The following is a 16,125-nucleotide window of genomic DNA, read 5'->3' on the forward strand; positions in this document are numbered from 1 at the left end:
TATGCGGGATATCCCGGCCATACCCCGCAGACACAGGTTTACACCAAGCGGGGACGACCGGAATGGGACTATTGTAAGTTGCTTATTCCGGCATAAAAACCGCGATTGCGGCAATAGTCTGTTGCAGTGTAGTAAACAATTAGGGCATTGCGCTGTCATATTCGTCCCATTACGGGCTGTTATGATTTGGTTTTCCGATCACAAGGAGCAAAACGTGCATTCTTTACCCCTGGCGCAAGCATTGCTGCAGCCTTTCTCTCCCCATCAGGAACTGGCCCAGGCATTGTTGCCCCTGACTCTCGATTCCGATGATGGCTCGCATGACGTGGCCCATTTGCATCGCGTCTGGAAAAACACCCGCAAAATCAGTCAGCAGGAAGGCGGTAACCGACGCATCCTGTGCGCAGCCGTGCTGTTGCATGACTGTGTGGCGGTGGAAAAAAACTCCCCACAGCGCCACCTGGCTTCGCGCATGGCTGCGGAGAAAGGTGCTCTGCTGTTGAAACAGCTGGGCTGGGATCCGCAGGACATTGCCAAAACCGCCCATGCTATCGAGGCGCACAGCTTCTCCGCGGCCATTGCCCCAGAGACCCTGGAAGCAAAAATCATTCAGGACGCAGACCGTCTGGACGCTATCGGCATGATTGGCGTGGCGCGTTGTTTTTATATCGGCGGACGCATGCGCAGCGCGCTGTACGATGCCGCCGATCCTCTGGCGGAGCAGCGCCAATATGACGACAAGCGTTTTTCGCTGGATCACTTCGAAACCAAGTTGTTCAAACTGCAGGACGGTTTTCAAACCGCCACCGGCAAGAAAATGGCCCTTGAGCGTACCGAGCGCATGCGACGTTTTCTCAGCGAGTTGCAGGAAGAGATCTAACGCCATGATCTTGCGAACACGCCATTTCCGTTACGGCGGCAGCATCTTCGTGCTCCTAATTGCTGTACACTGGATGCCAACTTCACTGACCAGGCTGCAACAATGAAAAAACTGACGCTGAAAGACATGACGGAAAGCGAGCAACGTGAAGTAAAAACCGAGCTGGACAAGGCACGTAAAAGCCTCGGCCGCGCGTTGACCAACGCCGAGAATAACAAGATCAAAGATGAAGTGGTGGCGCGCATCACCGCTGCCCGCGAGAAGATTGAAAAAGCCACCCGGGCCGAACGCAAAGCCAACCGCGTTCAACCCACCGGGGAAACCTTCAGTTGGTCGGCCTCGATCAACGGCGCGCGTCGTCCCCGCTAACACCGTCTGGCAGCCCCGCAAACGCGGGGTTTTTTATCCGCACCCGGCTTTATTAGCCAAACTCATCAGCGCTGCGTCATCATGAATAACCGTGTTATCAAGCTGTTGTAAATTGACAGCATAATGCAGAATATTCATTATCAGCGCATACCCCTTTTCAAGAGACTGCCATGACTCACCTCAACAACAATGACGCTGCGCAGATGCCGGCATTGCCCCTTGACGGTTGGCTGGCGGTTTACTCGAAGAAACAGACGCTCATTTGACCGGGGCGCGCTGTCCCGTCAGATGAGCTGACTGGACGGTATGCGACTCGTTCCCCCTCTTGTTTTCTCATCTGGCTTCTTACTTGTTCGCACTGAAGGAATTTATTATGGCCTCATTTTCCGGTATTTGGGTTGCTCTGGTTACCCCATTTAATAACCACGCCGTCGACCTGCCCGCCACCCAGCGGCTGGCCCAACATCTGATCGCCTCTGGCGTCGATGGCTTGGTCGTCTGCGGCACAACCGGTGAGGCAGCCGCGTTAAGCCAGGAAGAACAGCTGGCGGTGCTCGATGCTGTGCTGGCCGTTACGCCGGCCCATCAGGTAGTGATGGGGCTGGCCGGCAATAACCTGTTCGACACCTTGCAAATGCAGCAGGCGATCCAGCTGCGTGACCTCGCCGGTGTCCTGATCCCTGCGCCCTATTACATTCGCCCATCGCAATGCGGTCTGGTGGATTATTTCACCCAGTTGGCCGACGCTTCAAGCGTACCGGTGATCCTGTACAACATTCCGCAACGCACCGGCATCGTGATGGAGCTGGCCACCCTGCGCCAGATCGCACGTCATCCGCAGGTGAAAGCGATCAAGGAATGCAGCGGCAATCCGGATACGGCGATGGCGCTGATTAACGACGGTGAAATCGACGTGCTGACCGGCGAAGACAATCTGATCCTGACGACGCTATGCCTGGGCGGCACCGGGGCCATTTCCGCCTCCGCGCATATTCACCCACAGCGCTTTGTGCAACTGGTGCAACAAGTTGCCGACGGTGATTTGCCTGCTGCCCGCGCCAACTTCTATGCGCTGCTGCCGATGATCCACCAGATGTTCAGCTTCCCGAACCCGGCCCCGGTCAAAGCCGCGCTGGCGCAGCAAGGACTGATCCGTAACGAGCTGCGCTCCCCCATGCAAACCGTGCCGCAGGCGTTGCAACAGCAAATTGCCGCCACCCTGGCACAGTTGCAACCGGAAGCCGAGTTGATCGGTTAAATTTGTCGGTTAACCCGCTGTAATTTTGACGTTATAGAGCTAGGATCAGAGGTTAAGCATGCCTGTCACTTATCATTATCAAGGAGCTTTCGATGAAACTGTTCTATAAAGCCGGTGCCTGTTCGCTGTCCCCGCATATCGTCCTGCGCGAGACGGGCCTGGATTTCACCGCGGAAAAGGTGGATTTGGCACTGAAGAAGACCGAAAGCGGTGCAGATTATCTGACCATCAACCCGAAAGGACAGGTACCGGCGCTGCTGTTGGATGATGGCAGCCTGCTGACCGAAGGCGTCGCGATAGTGCAATATCTGGCAGACCGCGTGCCGGATCGCGGCCTGATCCCTGCCGCAGGCACGCTGTCGCGTTACCATGCGATTGAATGGTTGAACTACATTGCGACGGAGTTGCATAAAGGCTTCAGCCCGCTGTTTAACCCGAAAACGCCGGAAGAATACAAAACCTTCACGCGCGAAAAACTCGAGAAACAGTTCAGCTATTTGGATGCGGTGCTGGCGAAGCAGCATTTCTTGCTGGGGAACCGGTTCAGCGTGGCGGATGCCTATTTGTTTACCGTTCTGCGTTGGGCCATCGCCATGCAGTTCGATCTCAAAAAACACGCTCAGCTGTCGGCCTATTTTGATCGCGTGGCCGCGCGCCCATCGGTAGAGGCGACGTTGAACGCGGAAGGTCTGAAATAACACCCGCGCCCCGGCATAAGATCCGCCGGGGCACAGTATCCGCTGAATTACAGTTTTATCGCTTTAAACTCGCAGTTCGGCTGCACGATACGAGCCTGCGCCGCCACCACCTGCAACTCGTACTCCCCCATCGCCTGGGTGGTCATCATCACCTCATAGACCGCCGCCGTCACGTGTTCCAGCGCTTTATCCAGCGCCTCGCCCTTGAGCAAATTAACCAACAGCAGACCGCTGGTCAGATCGCCCACGCCGACCGGTTGTCGGGTGCCAAAATCCACCAGCGGACGGCTGATATGCCAGGCTTCATCCGCGGTCACCAGCAGCATTTCAAAACAGTCGAGATGGTAACCGGCGCGGCTCAGGTGCTTGACCAGCACCACTTTCGGCCCCTTGGCAATTAATTCGCGTGCAGCGCTTACCGCTTGATCAACGTCGGTGATAGTCCGCTGGCTCAACAACTCCAGCTCCAGCAGATTGGGCGCCATCATGTCACTGCACGGCAATGCCTGCTGACAATGAAACTCCGCCACGCCCGGCGCCACAATGCAGCCTTTTTCAGGGTGACCCATAACCGGATCGCAAAAATACCAGGCGTTCGGATTGGCCTGTTTGACCTGACGCACGATCTCCAGAATATGGCTGCCCTGCTCCGGCGAACCGATATAGCCGCTCAGCACGGCATCGCAATGCTTGAGCTGATCGATATCCGCAATCCCCTGGGCAATCTCCGTCAGGTGGCTGGCCGGCATCACGCAACCGGTCCATTTGCCGTACTGGGTATGATTGGAGAACTGCACGGTGTTCAACGGCCAAACGTTAACGCCCATGCGGCGCATCGGAAACTCTGCCGCGCTGTTACCCGCATGGCCAAACACCACATGGGATTGAATAGAAAGAATGTTTTTCATCAAAAATTTGCTCTGATGCCTTAAAAATAAAGGGGCCGCTGAGGGCCCCTTTGCTGCTGTTTTGATTACTGCCAATCTACCAGGCAGTAATGCTTTTTACCGCGACGCAGCAGTGTGTAGCGGCCGAACAGGCGATCGGCGTCGCTGAAGGTGTATTCGGCGTTGGACTGCTTCTCACCGTTGATGGTCACCGCGTTGGAGCCAATCATGGTGCGAGCCTGGCCGCGTGAAGGGACCAGTTCAGCATTCACCAGCGCCTGTTGCAGATCGGCGTCGCCATCAAGTTTGATGGTCGGCATGCCGTCCTGCGCCAACTGGGCGAAGTCCGCTTCGGTCATGTCGTGCAGCGCGCCGGAGAACAGGCTCTGGGTGATACGCTTGGCCGCAGCCAACCCTTCAGCACCATGCACCATGCCGGTCACTTCTTCCGCCAGCACATATTGAGCGCGCGGTGCCTTGCCGCTGTTCTTGTCTTCTTCTTCCAGCGCGTTGATCTCGGCCAGATCCATGAAGGTGAAGAACTTCAGGAAACGGTACACGTCTGCGTCGGCAGTGTTGATCCAGAACTGGTAGAACTTGTACGGGCTGGTTTTTTCTGGTGCCAGCCAGACTGCGCCGCCTTCGGTCTTGCCGAATTTGGTGCCGTCCGCTTTGGTGATCAGGGGAACAGTCAGACCGAACACCTGTTGCTGGTGCATACGGCGGGTCAGATCGATACCGGAGGTGATATTGCCCCACTGGTCGGAACCGCCGATCTGCAGTTCAACCTGATGGCGGTTGTACAGCTCGGAGAAGTCAAAGCCCTGCAGCAGATTGTAGGAGAACTCGGTGAACGAGATGCCCGAGTCGTCACGGTTCAAGCGCTGCTTCACCGCTTCCTTGTTGATCATCTGGTTGACGGAGAAGTGCTTGCCAATATCACGCAGGAAGGTCAGCACGTTCATGCCGCCGAACCAGTCGTAGTTGTTGGCGGCAATCGCGCTGTTGCTGCCGCAGTCGAAATCGAGGAACGGGGAAACCTGCTTGCGGATTTTTTCCACCCACTCGTTCACGGTTTCGGTGGTATTCAACTTACGCTCAGCCGCTTTGAAGCTGGGGTCGCCGATAAGTCCGGTGGCCCCGCCCACCAGCGCTACCGGCTTGTGGCCGGCAAGCTGGAAGCGCTTCAGGCACAACAGAGGAACCAGATGGCCCAAATGCAAGCTGTCAGCGGTCGGATCGAAACCGCAATACAGTGCAATTGGCCCTTGCGCCAGTCGCTCTGCTAACGCTTCCTCATCCGTAACCTGGGCAACGAGGCCCCGCTCTTGCAGTTGTTTAATCAAGTTGCTGCTTGCCATCAATGACTCCATGTATAAACGAATGCACCTTTGTCGGTACACGACCTTTCGCCCACTGGCGAAATATAAAATTCAGAATAGGGCATAGAATAAAACGCCGGCGACATCAGTGCCAGCGCTTAAGGGGGATTTTCGGTCTTCAGGGTGCCAGTCGGTCAATTTTCCAGTCATTCCCGTCCCGTTGATACAGGAAACGGTCATGCAGACGGTTGGCGCCGCCCTGCCAGAACTCGACGGAGTCGAAATTAACCCGGAATCCGCCCCAGAAACTGGGCAGCGGCACTTCGCCCTGCTGGAATTTTTGCTTGAGTTCGAGGAATTTGCTTTCCAGCACCCCGCGCGCAGAAATGCGTGATGACTGCTGCGACACCCAGGCGCCGATTTGGCTGTCTTTCGGGCGGCTGGCGAAGTACTTCATCACCTCGAAGGTGGACAAACGCTCCGCTTTACCGAGGAAAATCACCTGGCGGTCGAGCATGTGCCACGGGAACAGCAGGCTGATATGCGGGTTGTTCGCCAATTGTTGCGCCTTGCGGCTACCCAGGTTGGTGTAAAACACCAGCCCTTTATCGTCCACATGCTTGAGCAAAACAATACGCTGGTAGGGTTGGCCATGTTCATCCACAGTCGCCACGCACATGGCGGTAGGGTCGGCCAGACGGGCATCGCAGGCCTGTTTCAGCCACTTTTCGAACAGTTCCAGTGGATTGGCGGTCAAATCGTTGCGACGCAGGCCGCCACGAGTGTATTCACGGCGCAGGTCCGCAACATCAAATTCATTATTTTCAATCATTCGGTTATCAACCAACTGAAAAATCGTGATTCTATTCTGCGCCAGCGGCGTCAGGATCTCAATCGCTCTGACGCCGCAACCGCCGGATCAATTAGCCAGCGTGCAGTCGCTCATGATCACTTTGCCATTGCGCTCAAGGTAGGCATTTTGGCCCTTCGACCAAAAGGTGTATTTACCGTCGCTGTATTTGGCGCCGGTCATGGCCAGCACCTGTTTCAGCCTCAACTGTTCGCCATCCATCAGCATGCTGACGGTGCTCTCCTTGCCATCCAGCGTAGCCGTCAACGGCGTGGTGCCACATTGGTAATGCAAGGTCTGGCTGCTTTGCGGCAGAACGTAGCTGCAACCGGCCAGCGCCAGTGCGCCGGCGGCAATAATGATTTTTTTCATGCTGTTGCTCCTTAGGGAAATCTTTCGATTTCTATCCTACCAGAGCTAACGCCCCCCTAAAGGCAAAACCGGATAAATCCCACCCAGCAGGGTTTCACGGCTGGCACCGGTGACGGAAGGCAGGTTGCCGGACTGACCGGACAAGGTGCGAAACGCCAGCCAGGCAAAGGCCAGCGCTTCCATATCATCACCGCTAATCCCGAAATCGTCGGTCAGGCACACCTCGGTGCCGGGCAGCAGCGCCGACATCCGAGCCATCAGCAACGGATTACGAGCCCCGCCGCCGCAGACCAGCAGACGTTCGCAACCACCGGCCAACTGAACCTGTTCGCAAATCGTTATCGCCGTCAATTCCGCCAGCGTGGTTTGCACATCAACCGGTTTGACGGCCGGTAGCCCCGAAAGCTGGCTCTCCAGCCAGGCGGCATTAAAATATTCACGCCCGGTGCTTTTCGGCGCCGGCAGCGCGAAGTATGGATCGGCCAACATCTGCTGTAACAGCGGCAGGCAAACACGCCCCTCCATCGCCCAGCCACCGTCTTTATCGTAGGGCTGCGTGCGATGACGCCAGATCCATGCGTCCATCAGCATATTGCCCGGCCCGGTATCAAAACCGCGTACCGGCGCCCCCGGCAACAGCATCGAGAGATTGGCGATGCCACCAATATTGAGCACCATGCGGCGTTCCACCGGATGTGCCAACAGCGCCTGATGGAAGGCCGGCACCAGGGGGGCCCCCTGACCGCCATAGGCCATGTCGCGTCGACGGAAATCGCCAACGGTAGTGATGTTGGTCAGCGCCGCAATGCGATTATTGTCACCCAGCTGCATAGAAAAACGCGCGTCGCCTTCAGGTTCGTGCCATACCGTCTGGCCATGACAGCCGATGGCGGTGATATCCTGCGCCGACACGCCGGTTTGCTTGAGCAGGCCAAGCACTGCCTCGCCAAACAAGGTGCCGAGCTGGGCATCCAACCGCCCCACCGCGGAAAGCGTAGTTTGCTGCCCCTGGCACATGCCGAGAATATCTTGCTTGAGCTGGACCGGCATCGGATGGCTGTAACTGGCCTGTTGCGCCACCATTCGTCCGTCGATCGCAGCAAGCACGACGTCGACGCCATCCAGACTGGTGCCGGACATAACACCTATATAGCGGCCTGACTTCATAGCAACATCCTTTACCCTACGCGGGGAAGCAAATTTTTGACCTGATAAATAAACCAGAATTAAAACATTAACGCCATGAATTATGATGTCTTTTTTCACCTCTGTGAGCAATACGCCTGTTTTGTTGCCCCCTCGCCCCGTTGATTATCACCGCTAAACAATCACTCAACGCACCACGGAATTTCTTCCGTTGCTGTCATAAAGCTAAACCACCGTTTATTATTGGTTGAACAGCGCAAAGTTAAGCTGCGTGCAGTAGCGGGTCATGGTGATGTACGTGCGTTTGAGCCATACTTTGTCTATCATTTTCATTGAGAATCTGGCCTGGAAAGGTTCCCCAGGTTATGGACTACTACCAACAGGAGTTTTATATGATCAAGCGTCTTCTCGTCGTTGCCATCGCCGCAGTTACGCTGGCAGGATGCGCCAATGAATCCATGTCCGGTGACGTTTATTCCGCTTCGCAGGCCAAACAGGTTCAAACCGTGACTTATGGCACGCTGGTTTCGGTTCGCCCGGTCAAAATCCAGGGCGGTGAAACCTCGAATACCATTGGCGCGATCGGGGGGGCCGTACTGGGTGGCTTCCTCGGCAACACCGTCGGCGGTGGCACCGGTCGTAGCCTGGCGACAGCAGCCGGCGCAGTAGCCGGTGGCGTGGCGGGTAACAGCATCGGCGAAGCGGCCGGTCGTACCTCAGGCTACGAGCTGGAAATCAAGACTGACCAGAAAGAGAATATCGTGGTGGTTCAGAAGGCGGGCGCGACCAAGTTCAGCCCAGGCCAGCGCGTTCGTATGGCTCGTACTGGCGACACCATTACCGTATCTCCGCTGTAAGCGGTACGCGTAAGGTAAAACCGGAGGCTTTAGGCCTCCGGTTTCATTTCCGATGCTGTGAAATCTAATCGTATAAAAAGAAGTTCTTATTGTTTATTTTGCAGTTCAGTGATGTTTTGTTCGAGCTTGCCAATCAAACCAACCAACAGTTGTACTTCATCAGTCGTAATACCACTCAGAATTTCGCCGCGCGTAGAGCTGATGACGCTGTCCACCTCCTTGATAATGGGATCGGCCGCTTCAGTCAGTTTGATACGCTTTGCACGCCGGTCATTGGCGCAGGTGTGGCGAGTGATCAACCCCTTCTCTTCCAGTTGGTCCAGAGTACGAACCAATGACGGTTGCTCAATACCGATCGCTTTAGCCAGCTGGATCTGCGACTGCTCCGGCGGTAAACGATTGATACTGTGCAGGGTTACCCAGTGCGTCTGCGTGAGCGCCAGCGGCTTGAGCCGATGATCGATCAGCGCACGCCATACACGAACTAATCGTGCTAAATCTGAACCTAATGTTGACTCCACTTACCCCTCCTTATAATTAGCATGCTAACATACCTTCCCAGAGCTTAGACTATTTTGAGTAACTCACATTAAAAACACAAATGTATATAATGTATATTGTGGAAATAGCCACCCTTTTGATCAGTTATTGTTTATTATCTATGCAAAGACTCAACATATTCACTCATCGGGATTGTTAATGTGAATACTTCATGGCTTCATGCCTCGTCCCCGCTACCCGATTTGGTGCTGGGCGCCTCGCTTTATTTTCCGCCCATATTTAAGGCCGTTCTGCTGGGTCTGGTTTTATGGATACTGGTACATCACCTGTTGCGAGACTGGATTTATTCCGGCGAAATTTGGCATCCCATGCTGATGGATTTGTCTATTTTCGTCATCGCCGTCAGCGGCTCTTTGTGGATTTTAGCGAGTTGGTAACTCATGACGTATAAAACATTAAAATATTTTTCTACGGTGATCGTCTGCGCCATTGCCATCTGTGCCGGTTGGTGGTTATGGAATTATTATATGCAATCCCCGTGGACCCGTGATGGAAAGGTGCGCGCCGAACTCGTCAATATCACACCAGAAGTTTCTGGCAGATTAGAGAAAATAACCGTTCATGACAATCAGTTCATACCTGCGGGAAGTCTGATTTTTACCCTCGATCCTGTGCCTTACCAAATTGCGCTCGACAATGCTGAGGCCGCGTTGGCAAAAGCTCAATCCGATCTGGCCAAGGCCGACCATGAGGCCGCCCGCCGCCGTGGTTTGCCGAAAAACGTTATTTCTGCCGAAGATATGGATGAGTCAAATTTAGCGGCTCAAGCAATGAAAGCCGCGTATAAAGCCGCTCAGGCGAATCTGGAACAGGCTAAATGGAATTTAAGTAAAACTAAAATTTATGCCCCTACCGATGGCTATATCACCAATTTACAGACCCGGGTGGGAAACTATGCCAGCGCCGGCACGCCGTTGGTCGCACTGGTCGACATGCACTCGTTTTATGTGCTCGGTTATTTTGAAGAAACCAAGTTAAAACATATAAAAGAGGGCAATAAAGCCGATATCGTTTTATATAATGGCAACATTCCACTCCAGGGCGAGGTGGAGAGTATCGGCCGGGCCATTTACGATCAAAGCGTCGAAAGCAGCGGCGATTTATTAATGGACGTTAAACCCAACGTGCCTTGGGTTCGCTTGGCGCAGCGCGTGCCGGTAAGGATCAAATTGCTGAACGTCCCTGCCGATTTGCCGTTAGTGGCCGGCACCACCTGCACCATCTCGATTCATCAGTAAGGCTAACCGGTGAACCTGCCTTTTTTGGAATGGAGCCGCACACCATGGGGGAAAGCTACCGGGGGCCAATGGCGCTATGCGCTGCGCAATTCGCTGGCGATGTGTCTGGCGCTCTGGGTGGCGTTCGTGCTCAATCTCGACGAACCTTACTGGGCGTTGACTTCGGCGGCGGTGGTCAGTTTCCCCACCGTCGGCGGCGTGATCAGCAAAAGTATCGGGCGCGTTTTCGGTAGCCTGGTCGGCGCGGCCGCATCGGTGGCCATCGCAGGTCATTGTCTGAATGATCCCTGGTTGTTCACGCTGTTTATCGCCGCGTGGATCGGTCTGTGCACTTATATTTCCAATCACTATCAGAACAACGTTTCCTACGCCTTTGCGCTGGCGGGCTACACCGCGGCCATCATCGCCTTTAGCACCGTCAACGTGACGGATACCCAACAAATCTTCGATATCGCCCAGGCGCGTGTTTGCGAAGTGATCACCGGTATTCTGTGCGGTGGCCTGATGATGATGATCCTGCCCAGCACCTCCGACGGCGAAGCCCTGCTGACTTCGCTGCGCCGCATGCATCTGCGGCTATTGGAACACGCCGCAATGCTGTGGCAACCGGAAATCACCGTGCAGATGCGTACCTCGCACGAAGGGGTTATCGGCCAAATCCTGACCATGAACCTGCTGCGTATTCAGGCCTTCTGGAGCCACTACCGGCTACGTCGGCAGAATAACCTGCTCAACTATATGCTGCACCAGCAGCTGCGCATTACCAGCGTGATCTCCAGCCTCCGCCGCATGTTGCTGAACTGGCCGGATCGTCCGGCGAACCTGGCGAGCGTCCTGGAGCAACTGCTGACCGAACTGCGCAATCCCGATACCGACAAATACCGTTTGGCACGCATTCTGCAACAGATCGCGCCGCAGGATCCTGCCGATTTTCGCCACCGCGCCTTCTGGCTGCGCCTGCGCCACTTCTGCTGGCTGTATCTGGGGGCTAGCCGCTGGTTGAAGCGCCTGGAGAGTGCGACGCCGGTCAGCAATATTCAGCCCCCGCGTGTCACCTCTCTGACCCGTCATACCGACAGTTACGAAGCGGCGTATAACGGTCTGCGCACCTTTTTGTGCATTATCATCGGTTGCGCTTACTGGATTAACACCCAGTGGGACGCCGGCAGCTCGGCCCTGACGCTGATCGCCATCAGTTGCGTACTCTATTCTTCCACGCCGTCGCCGATCAACAGCATCACCACCTTGCTAAAGGCCGTGCTGCTGCTTTCGATAGCCTGTTTTGTGGTCAAGTTTGGTCTGATGATCCAGATTGACGATTTTTGGCTGTTCTGCGCCTTTCTGTTCCCGGTGCTGGTGACCATGCAGATGCTCAAGCTGCAGAATCCTTCCTACGCCGCGCTGTGGGGCCAACTGATCGTGTTTATGGGCTCCTTTCTCTCCGTCACCAACCCACCGAGCTACGATTACCAGTCGTTTATCAATGACAGCATCGGCAAGATTGTCGGGGTATTGCTGGCCGGTCTGGCGTTCCAGATTTTGCGGCCCAGTTCGGACAAACGCAAAAGTCGGCGTATTATCCGCGCCCTGCGGCGCGACTTTATCGATCAGTTGAGCAAGAAACCGCAGCAGAGCGAAAGCCAGTTTGAATCGCTGATTTATCACCGCATCAGCCAATTGAATCAAAGCCAGGATCAAGAAGCACGCAGTTGGTTATTGCGCTGGGGTGTGGTGCTGCTCAACTGCAGCCATATCGTCTGGCAATTGCGCGACTGGCAGACCCGCTCCGATCCCCTCTCGGCGGTGCGGGACGTCTGCATTCACTGCCTGCGGGGCATTATGACGGAGAAAGGCGTACAGCACCGTTCGCTGGACGCCAGTTTGCAAGAACTGCAACGCATGAGTAACGCGTTGGCGCACCACCCTGAACAGGCAGCGCGCGATCTGGCCGGATTGATTTGGCGGCTTTACTGCTCGCTGCAACAGTTACAGCAGGCGATTACCCCTGTTGATAGCACCACGGCTGCGCCTGCCTCCCGCTAGCGGTTTTATCACTTAATCACGCCGCAAGCGAAGCGCTCCCCTCCGCCCCCCAAAGGTTTAGGATGATCGGAGTTATTGTCGCCACCGGCGTGCACCATCAGGGCCTTGCCGGTAATTTCGCTGATTTTTTTCAGCCGCGGTGCCAGCACCGGGTTGTTGGACATGCCGTCGTCCGTCACGTAAATCGCCGGCAGATCGCCCAAATGTCCGTCGGCATACGGCCCAAGGTGCTTACCGGTTTTTTGCGGATCCAAATGCCCACCCGCCGCCAGTGCCGCAACCGCCTTGCCGTCCTTCATGCCCGGCTCGCAGCTGCCGTTCTCATGAACGTGAAAACCGTGCACCCCGGCCGGTAACGCTTTGAGCTGCGGGGTAAACAGCAAACCGTAGGGCGTTTCGCTGATCGTCACCTTGCCAATCTCCTGACCTATTCCCTGTCCGGTCACCAGATTCATGTCAACATCCACCGTTGCCGCCTGAGCGACGCCGCAGGCCATCAGACCGAAGGCCGCATACCAATAATGTTTCATCAATCAATCTCCTTGGAAGAGCTGTGAGTGTTCAAGTATAGGGGAAGCTGTCGCGTCACCGCGCAAAACACGCACAATTTTGGCGATCAAATTCGCATTCTCAATAATTAGTACTAATAATAATTTTACCGATGTCAGTCCTCTGACCAGATGGCGTTCGGCATACTCATTTCATCGATACTTGCTGCAGCCGCTATTCAAAGATTAACCGGCAACGCAGCGAATTCATAAGGAACTGATATGGGAATCTTTAATTATCAAGACCTCGACGAGACCCAGTCTAAAGCGTTATTTAGCGACGCCATGGCAATATCCACTTATGCCTATCACAATATCGATAATGGTTTTGACGAAGGCTATCACAATAGCGGCTTTGGTCTGGGCTTGCCCCTGACGTTGGTCACCGCGTTGCTGGGCAGCACCCAATCACAGGGCGGATTGCCCGGCATTCCCTGGAACCCCGATTCGGAAAAGGCAGCGCTGACCGCAGTCAATAACTCAGGGTGGTCATTGATTAGCGCGGATCAATTAGGCTACCAGGGCAAAACGGATGCCCGCGGCACCTATTACGGTGAAACTCTGGGCTATACCACCGCACAGGCCGAGGTATTGGGAAAATATGACAATGAGGGCAACCTCACCGGCATTGGTATCGCTTTTCGCGGCACCAGCGGCCCGCGCGAATCCTTAATTACCGATACCCTCGGCGATCTGGTCAATGACCTATTGGCCGGTTTCGGCCCCAAGGGTTATGCCGATAATTACAGCCTGAAAGCCTTTGGCAACCTGCTGGGGGATGTAGCCAAATTCGCTCAGTCGCAGGGGCTGTCGGGGGATGACATCACCATCAGCGGTCACAGCCTGGGCGGGCTGGCGGTGAACAGCATGGCCGCGCTCAGCGACGACAACTGGGGCGGTTTCTATTCACCATCCAGCTATGTGGCCTTTGCTTCCCCAACGCAATATGAAACCGGCGGCAAGGTAATTAATATTGGCTACGAAAACGATCCGGTATTTCGCGCGCTGGACGGCACGACGCGAACGTCGGCAACCTTAGGCGTGCATGACGCGCCGCAAGAGTCCGCCACCAATAACATCGTTAATTTCAACGACCACTATGCCTCCACCGCCTGGAATATTCTGCCCTTCTCGATCCTCAATGTTCCCACCTGGTTATCCCATCTGCCGTTCTTTTATCAGGATGGCTTAATGCGGGTATTGAATTCGGAGTTCTATTCTCTGACCAGTAAAGATTCGACGGTGATCGTCTCCAACCTTTCAGATGTCACCCGCGGCACGACCTGGGTGGAAGATATCAACCGCAATGCTGAACACCACAGCGGCCCGACCTTTATTGTTGGCAGCGACGGCAATGATCTTATTAAGGGCGGTGCCGGTAATGATTATCTTGAGGGGCGTGCCGGCAATGACACCTTTCGGGATGATGGCGGCTTTAATATGATTTCCGCTGGCGCAGGCAATAACACCCTGGATCTTCAGCATGCATTGAAAAATACCGAAGTCGCGTACGACGGCAATACGCTCTATTTGCGCGACGCTGACGGCGGTATCACTCTGGCAACCTCGATTGACACGCTGAAAAGCAAAGAATCGGCGCTGTTGGTGTTCACCAAAGATGTTGACCATCAGGTCACCGACAACGGGTTACTTTCCGACAAGGGACTGACCGCCTACGCCGGCTCAGCAAACGGCACCGCAGGCGATGATAGCCTGACGGCCAGGGCCGCCGGCTCCTGGCTGTTCGGTCTGGAAGGCAACGACCAGTTGTTCGGCGGCAAAGGCAATGACGTGTTCGTCGGCGGTGCCGGTAACGATGTGCTGCACAGCCAGGGCAGCAGCAATACTTTCCTGTTCAGTGGCGACTTCGGGCAGGATCGGGTTTACGGCTATCAGGCGCAGGATAAGCTGGTGTTTATCGGCACCGAAGGCAGCAGCGCGAGTGGCAACTACCGCGATTTTGTTGCCGAGGTGAACGACAATCTGGTGTTTAACTTTGGTGGCAATACGGTCACGCTGGTCGGGATCGGGCTGGATAGCCTGTCGGACGGCCAGGTGGTGCTGGCCTGAAATGCGGGAGCTTACATAAAAGTCAAAAACGGGCGGCCGAGGCTGCCCGTTTTTTATCGACGGTTAAGGGACGTCGTAGCCCAGCGCCGCTTTACGAATACGGAACCACTGTTGACGATCCAGCGTCAATTGCTGCGCCTTCAGCGCCGAACGCACACGCTCAATTTTGCCGGAACCGATAATCGGCAACGGTGCCGACGGCAGACGCATTACCCAGGCGTAGACCACCTGATCGATAGTCTCGGCGCCAATCTCCTGTGCGACAGCCTGCAGCTCATCACGCAGCGGCTGGAACTCGGCGTCGTTGAAGAGACGGCCACCACCCAGACAGGACCAGGCCATCGGCTTGATGCGCAGTTGCTGGCACTGATCCAGCGAGCCGTCCAGAATGCTCGGCTGGTGAATCGGCGAAATCTCCAGTTGATTGGTCACCAGCGAGAATGGCAGACGCGACTGCAGCAACGTAAACTGCGCCGGCGTAAAGTTGGACACGCCGAAGTGGCGCACTTTGCCGCTTTGGTGCAGGGCCACGAAGGCCTCGGCGACTTCGTCGGCATCCATCAGCGGATCCGGCCGGTGGATCAGCAGCAGATCAAGATAATCGGTATGCAGATGCGCCAGCGAACGTTCCGCGCTGTAAACGATATGCTCGCGGTCAGTGATGTAGTGACCGATGGCATTGCCCGGTTTGGCGGTGGTGGCGATACCGCATTTGGACACCAACTCCATCGATTGGCGCAGCGAAGGCTTCAAACGCATCGCTTCACCAAAGGCCTGCTCGCAGGCATAGCCGCCGTAAATGTCGGCGTGATCGGCCGTGGTCACGCCCAGCTCGATATGTTGTTCAATGAACGCCAGCAGTTGTTGTGGCGACATGCCCCACTCCATCAAACGCCAGTATCCGCAAATCATGCGGGAAAATTCAGGCCCCTGCGGCGCGAGTTGAATACGGTTTACCATTATTGAAACCTCATGACATTGTTTGGTGTCAGCATACACAAGCGGGTCACGACGTGGAAAGAGGAA

At 55.4% G+C, this 16,125-nt stretch carries 17 protein-coding genes; 9 read left to right on the forward strand and 8 right to left on the reverse strand.

The window, feature by feature from the left end; all coding sequences use genetic code 11:
* Nucleotides 1-181 precede the first annotated feature (181 nt).
* The 4 genes from ACGS9J_RS16530 (at nucleotide 182) to gstA (ending at nucleotide 3,205) form a co-directional block, all read left to right on the forward strand.
* Nucleotides 182-880 (forward strand): HD domain-containing protein, encoded by a 699-nt coding sequence (locus ACGS9J_RS16530; protein WP_442231947.1) that lies wholly within the window; start codon nucleotides 182-184, stop codon nucleotides 878-880.
* Nucleotides 881-982: 102 nt separating this feature from the next.
* On the forward strand, nucleotides 983-1,249 hold the full coding sequence (locus ACGS9J_RS16535) for a DUF3811 domain-containing protein (RefSeq protein ID WP_442231948.1): 267 nt from the start codon (nucleotides 983-985) through the stop codon (nucleotides 1,247-1,249).
* A 373-nt stretch (nucleotides 1,250-1,622) separates the two neighbouring features.
* Complete coding sequence (dapA, locus tag ACGS9J_RS16540) at nucleotides 1,623-2,507, forward strand: 4-hydroxy-tetrahydrodipicolinate synthase (RefSeq protein ID WP_442231949.1); 885 nt, start codon at nucleotides 1,623-1,625, stop codon at nucleotides 2,505-2,507.
* Between the two features lie 92 nt (nucleotides 2,508-2,599).
* The gene (gstA, locus tag ACGS9J_RS16545; RefSeq protein WP_442231950.1) at nucleotides 2,600-3,205 is read left to right on the forward strand and encodes a glutathione transferase GstA; all 606 of its coding nucleotides are present in this window, start codon (nucleotides 2,600-2,602) and stop codon (nucleotides 3,203-3,205) included.
* A 47-nt stretch (nucleotides 3,206-3,252) separates the two neighbouring features.
* Here gstA and pdxY read toward each other — a convergent pair whose 3' ends face one another.
* From pdxY to anmK, 5 genes are all read right to left on the reverse strand, one after another.
* Nucleotides 3,253-4,113, reverse strand: a complete 861-nt coding sequence (gene pdxY, locus ACGS9J_RS16550) for a pyridoxal kinase PdxY (protein ID WP_442231951.1) — start codon at nucleotides 4,111-4,113, stop codon at nucleotides 3,253-3,255.
* A gap of 65 nt (nucleotides 4,114-4,178) precedes the next feature.
* Nucleotides 4,179-5,453: a tyrosine--tRNA ligase gene (gene tyrS / locus ACGS9J_RS16555; RefSeq protein ID WP_442231952.1), complete on the reverse strand. Its 1,275-nt coding sequence runs from the start codon at nucleotides 5,451-5,453 to the stop codon at nucleotides 4,179-4,181.
* A 139-nt stretch (nucleotides 5,454-5,592) separates the two neighbouring features.
* Nucleotides 5,593-6,246 carry a pyridoxamine 5'-phosphate oxidase gene (gene pdxH, locus ACGS9J_RS16560; RefSeq protein ID WP_442231953.1) on the reverse strand — a complete coding sequence of 218 codons (654 nt, stop codon included), beginning with the start codon at nucleotides 6,244-6,246 and terminating at the stop codon, nucleotides 5,593-5,595.
* 87 nt (nucleotides 6,247-6,333) lie between these two features.
* Nucleotides 6,334-6,636, reverse strand: a complete 303-nt coding sequence (locus tag ACGS9J_RS16565) for an MliC family protein (RefSeq protein WP_442231954.1) — start codon at nucleotides 6,634-6,636, stop codon at nucleotides 6,334-6,336.
* A gap of 45 nt (nucleotides 6,637-6,681) precedes the next feature.
* Entirely contained in the window at nucleotides 6,682-7,803 is a 1,122-nt protein-coding gene (gene anmK / locus ACGS9J_RS16570) for an anhydro-N-acetylmuramic acid kinase (protein ID WP_442231955.1), read from the reverse strand.
* A gap of 371 nt (nucleotides 7,804-8,174) precedes the next feature.
* Here anmK and ACGS9J_RS16575 point away from each other — a divergent pair, with 371 nt between their 5' ends.
* Complete coding sequence (locus ACGS9J_RS16575; protein ID WP_041415361.1) at nucleotides 8,175-8,639, forward strand: glycine zipper 2TM domain-containing protein; 465 nt, start codon at nucleotides 8,175-8,177, stop codon at nucleotides 8,637-8,639.
* 86 nt (nucleotides 8,640-8,725) lie between these two features.
* Here the strand turns inward: ACGS9J_RS16575 and slyA are convergent, their stop codons facing one another.
* Nucleotides 8,726-9,160, reverse strand: a complete 435-nt coding sequence (gene slyA / locus ACGS9J_RS16580) for a transcriptional regulator SlyA (protein WP_442231956.1) — start codon at nucleotides 9,158-9,160, stop codon at nucleotides 8,726-8,728.
* 180 nt (nucleotides 9,161-9,340) lie between these two features.
* Here slyA and ACGS9J_RS16585 point away from each other — a divergent pair, with 180 nt between their 5' ends.
* Genes ACGS9J_RS16585 through ACGS9J_RS16595 form a run of 3 tightly spaced genes read left to right on the forward strand, consistent with a single transcriptional unit; the run spans nucleotide 9,341 to nucleotide 12,481 of the window.
* The gene (locus tag ACGS9J_RS16585; protein ID WP_442231957.1) at nucleotides 9,341-9,577 is read left to right on the forward strand and encodes a DUF1656 domain-containing protein; all 237 of its coding nucleotides are present in this window, start codon (nucleotides 9,341-9,343) and stop codon (nucleotides 9,575-9,577) included.
* A 3-nt stretch (nucleotides 9,578-9,580) separates the two neighbouring features.
* The gene (locus tag ACGS9J_RS16590) at nucleotides 9,581-10,438 is read left to right on the forward strand and encodes an efflux RND transporter periplasmic adaptor subunit (RefSeq protein ID WP_442231958.1); all 858 of its coding nucleotides are present in this window, start codon (nucleotides 9,581-9,583) and stop codon (nucleotides 10,436-10,438) included.
* A 9-nt stretch (nucleotides 10,439-10,447) separates the two neighbouring features.
* Nucleotides 10,448-12,481 carry an FUSC family protein gene (locus ACGS9J_RS16595; protein WP_442231959.1) on the forward strand — a complete coding sequence of 678 codons (2,034 nt, stop codon included), beginning with the start codon at nucleotides 10,448-10,450 and terminating at the stop codon, nucleotides 12,479-12,481.
* Between the two features lie 8 nt (nucleotides 12,482-12,489).
* On the opposite strand, the gene sodC is transcribed toward ACGS9J_RS16595, so the two are convergent.
* Entirely contained in the window at nucleotides 12,490-13,011 is a 522-nt protein-coding gene (sodC, locus tag ACGS9J_RS16600) for a superoxide dismutase [Cu-Zn] SodC (protein ID WP_442231960.1), read from the reverse strand.
* A 240-nt stretch (nucleotides 13,012-13,251) separates the two neighbouring features.
* Here sodC and ACGS9J_RS16605 point away from each other — a divergent pair, with 240 nt between their 5' ends.
* Nucleotides 13,252-15,099, forward strand: coding sequence for a polyurethane esterase (locus tag ACGS9J_RS16605; protein WP_442231961.1), 1,848 nt, complete (start codon nucleotides 13,252-13,254; stop codon nucleotides 15,097-15,099).
* A gap of 63 nt (nucleotides 15,100-15,162) precedes the next feature.
* On the opposite strand, the gene ACGS9J_RS16610 is transcribed toward ACGS9J_RS16605, so the two are convergent.
* Nucleotides 15,163-16,059, reverse strand: coding sequence for an aldo/keto reductase (locus tag ACGS9J_RS16610; RefSeq protein WP_442231962.1), 897 nt, complete (start codon nucleotides 16,057-16,059; stop codon nucleotides 15,163-15,165).
* Nucleotides 16,060-16,125: the final 66 nt, after the last annotated feature.

Origin of the sequence: Serratia quinivorans, from assembly GCF_052113645.1 — a bacterium.
In the GTDB taxonomy this organism is placed as follows: domain Bacteria; phylum Pseudomonadota; class Gammaproteobacteria; order Enterobacterales; family Enterobacteriaceae; genus Serratia; species Serratia quinivorans_B.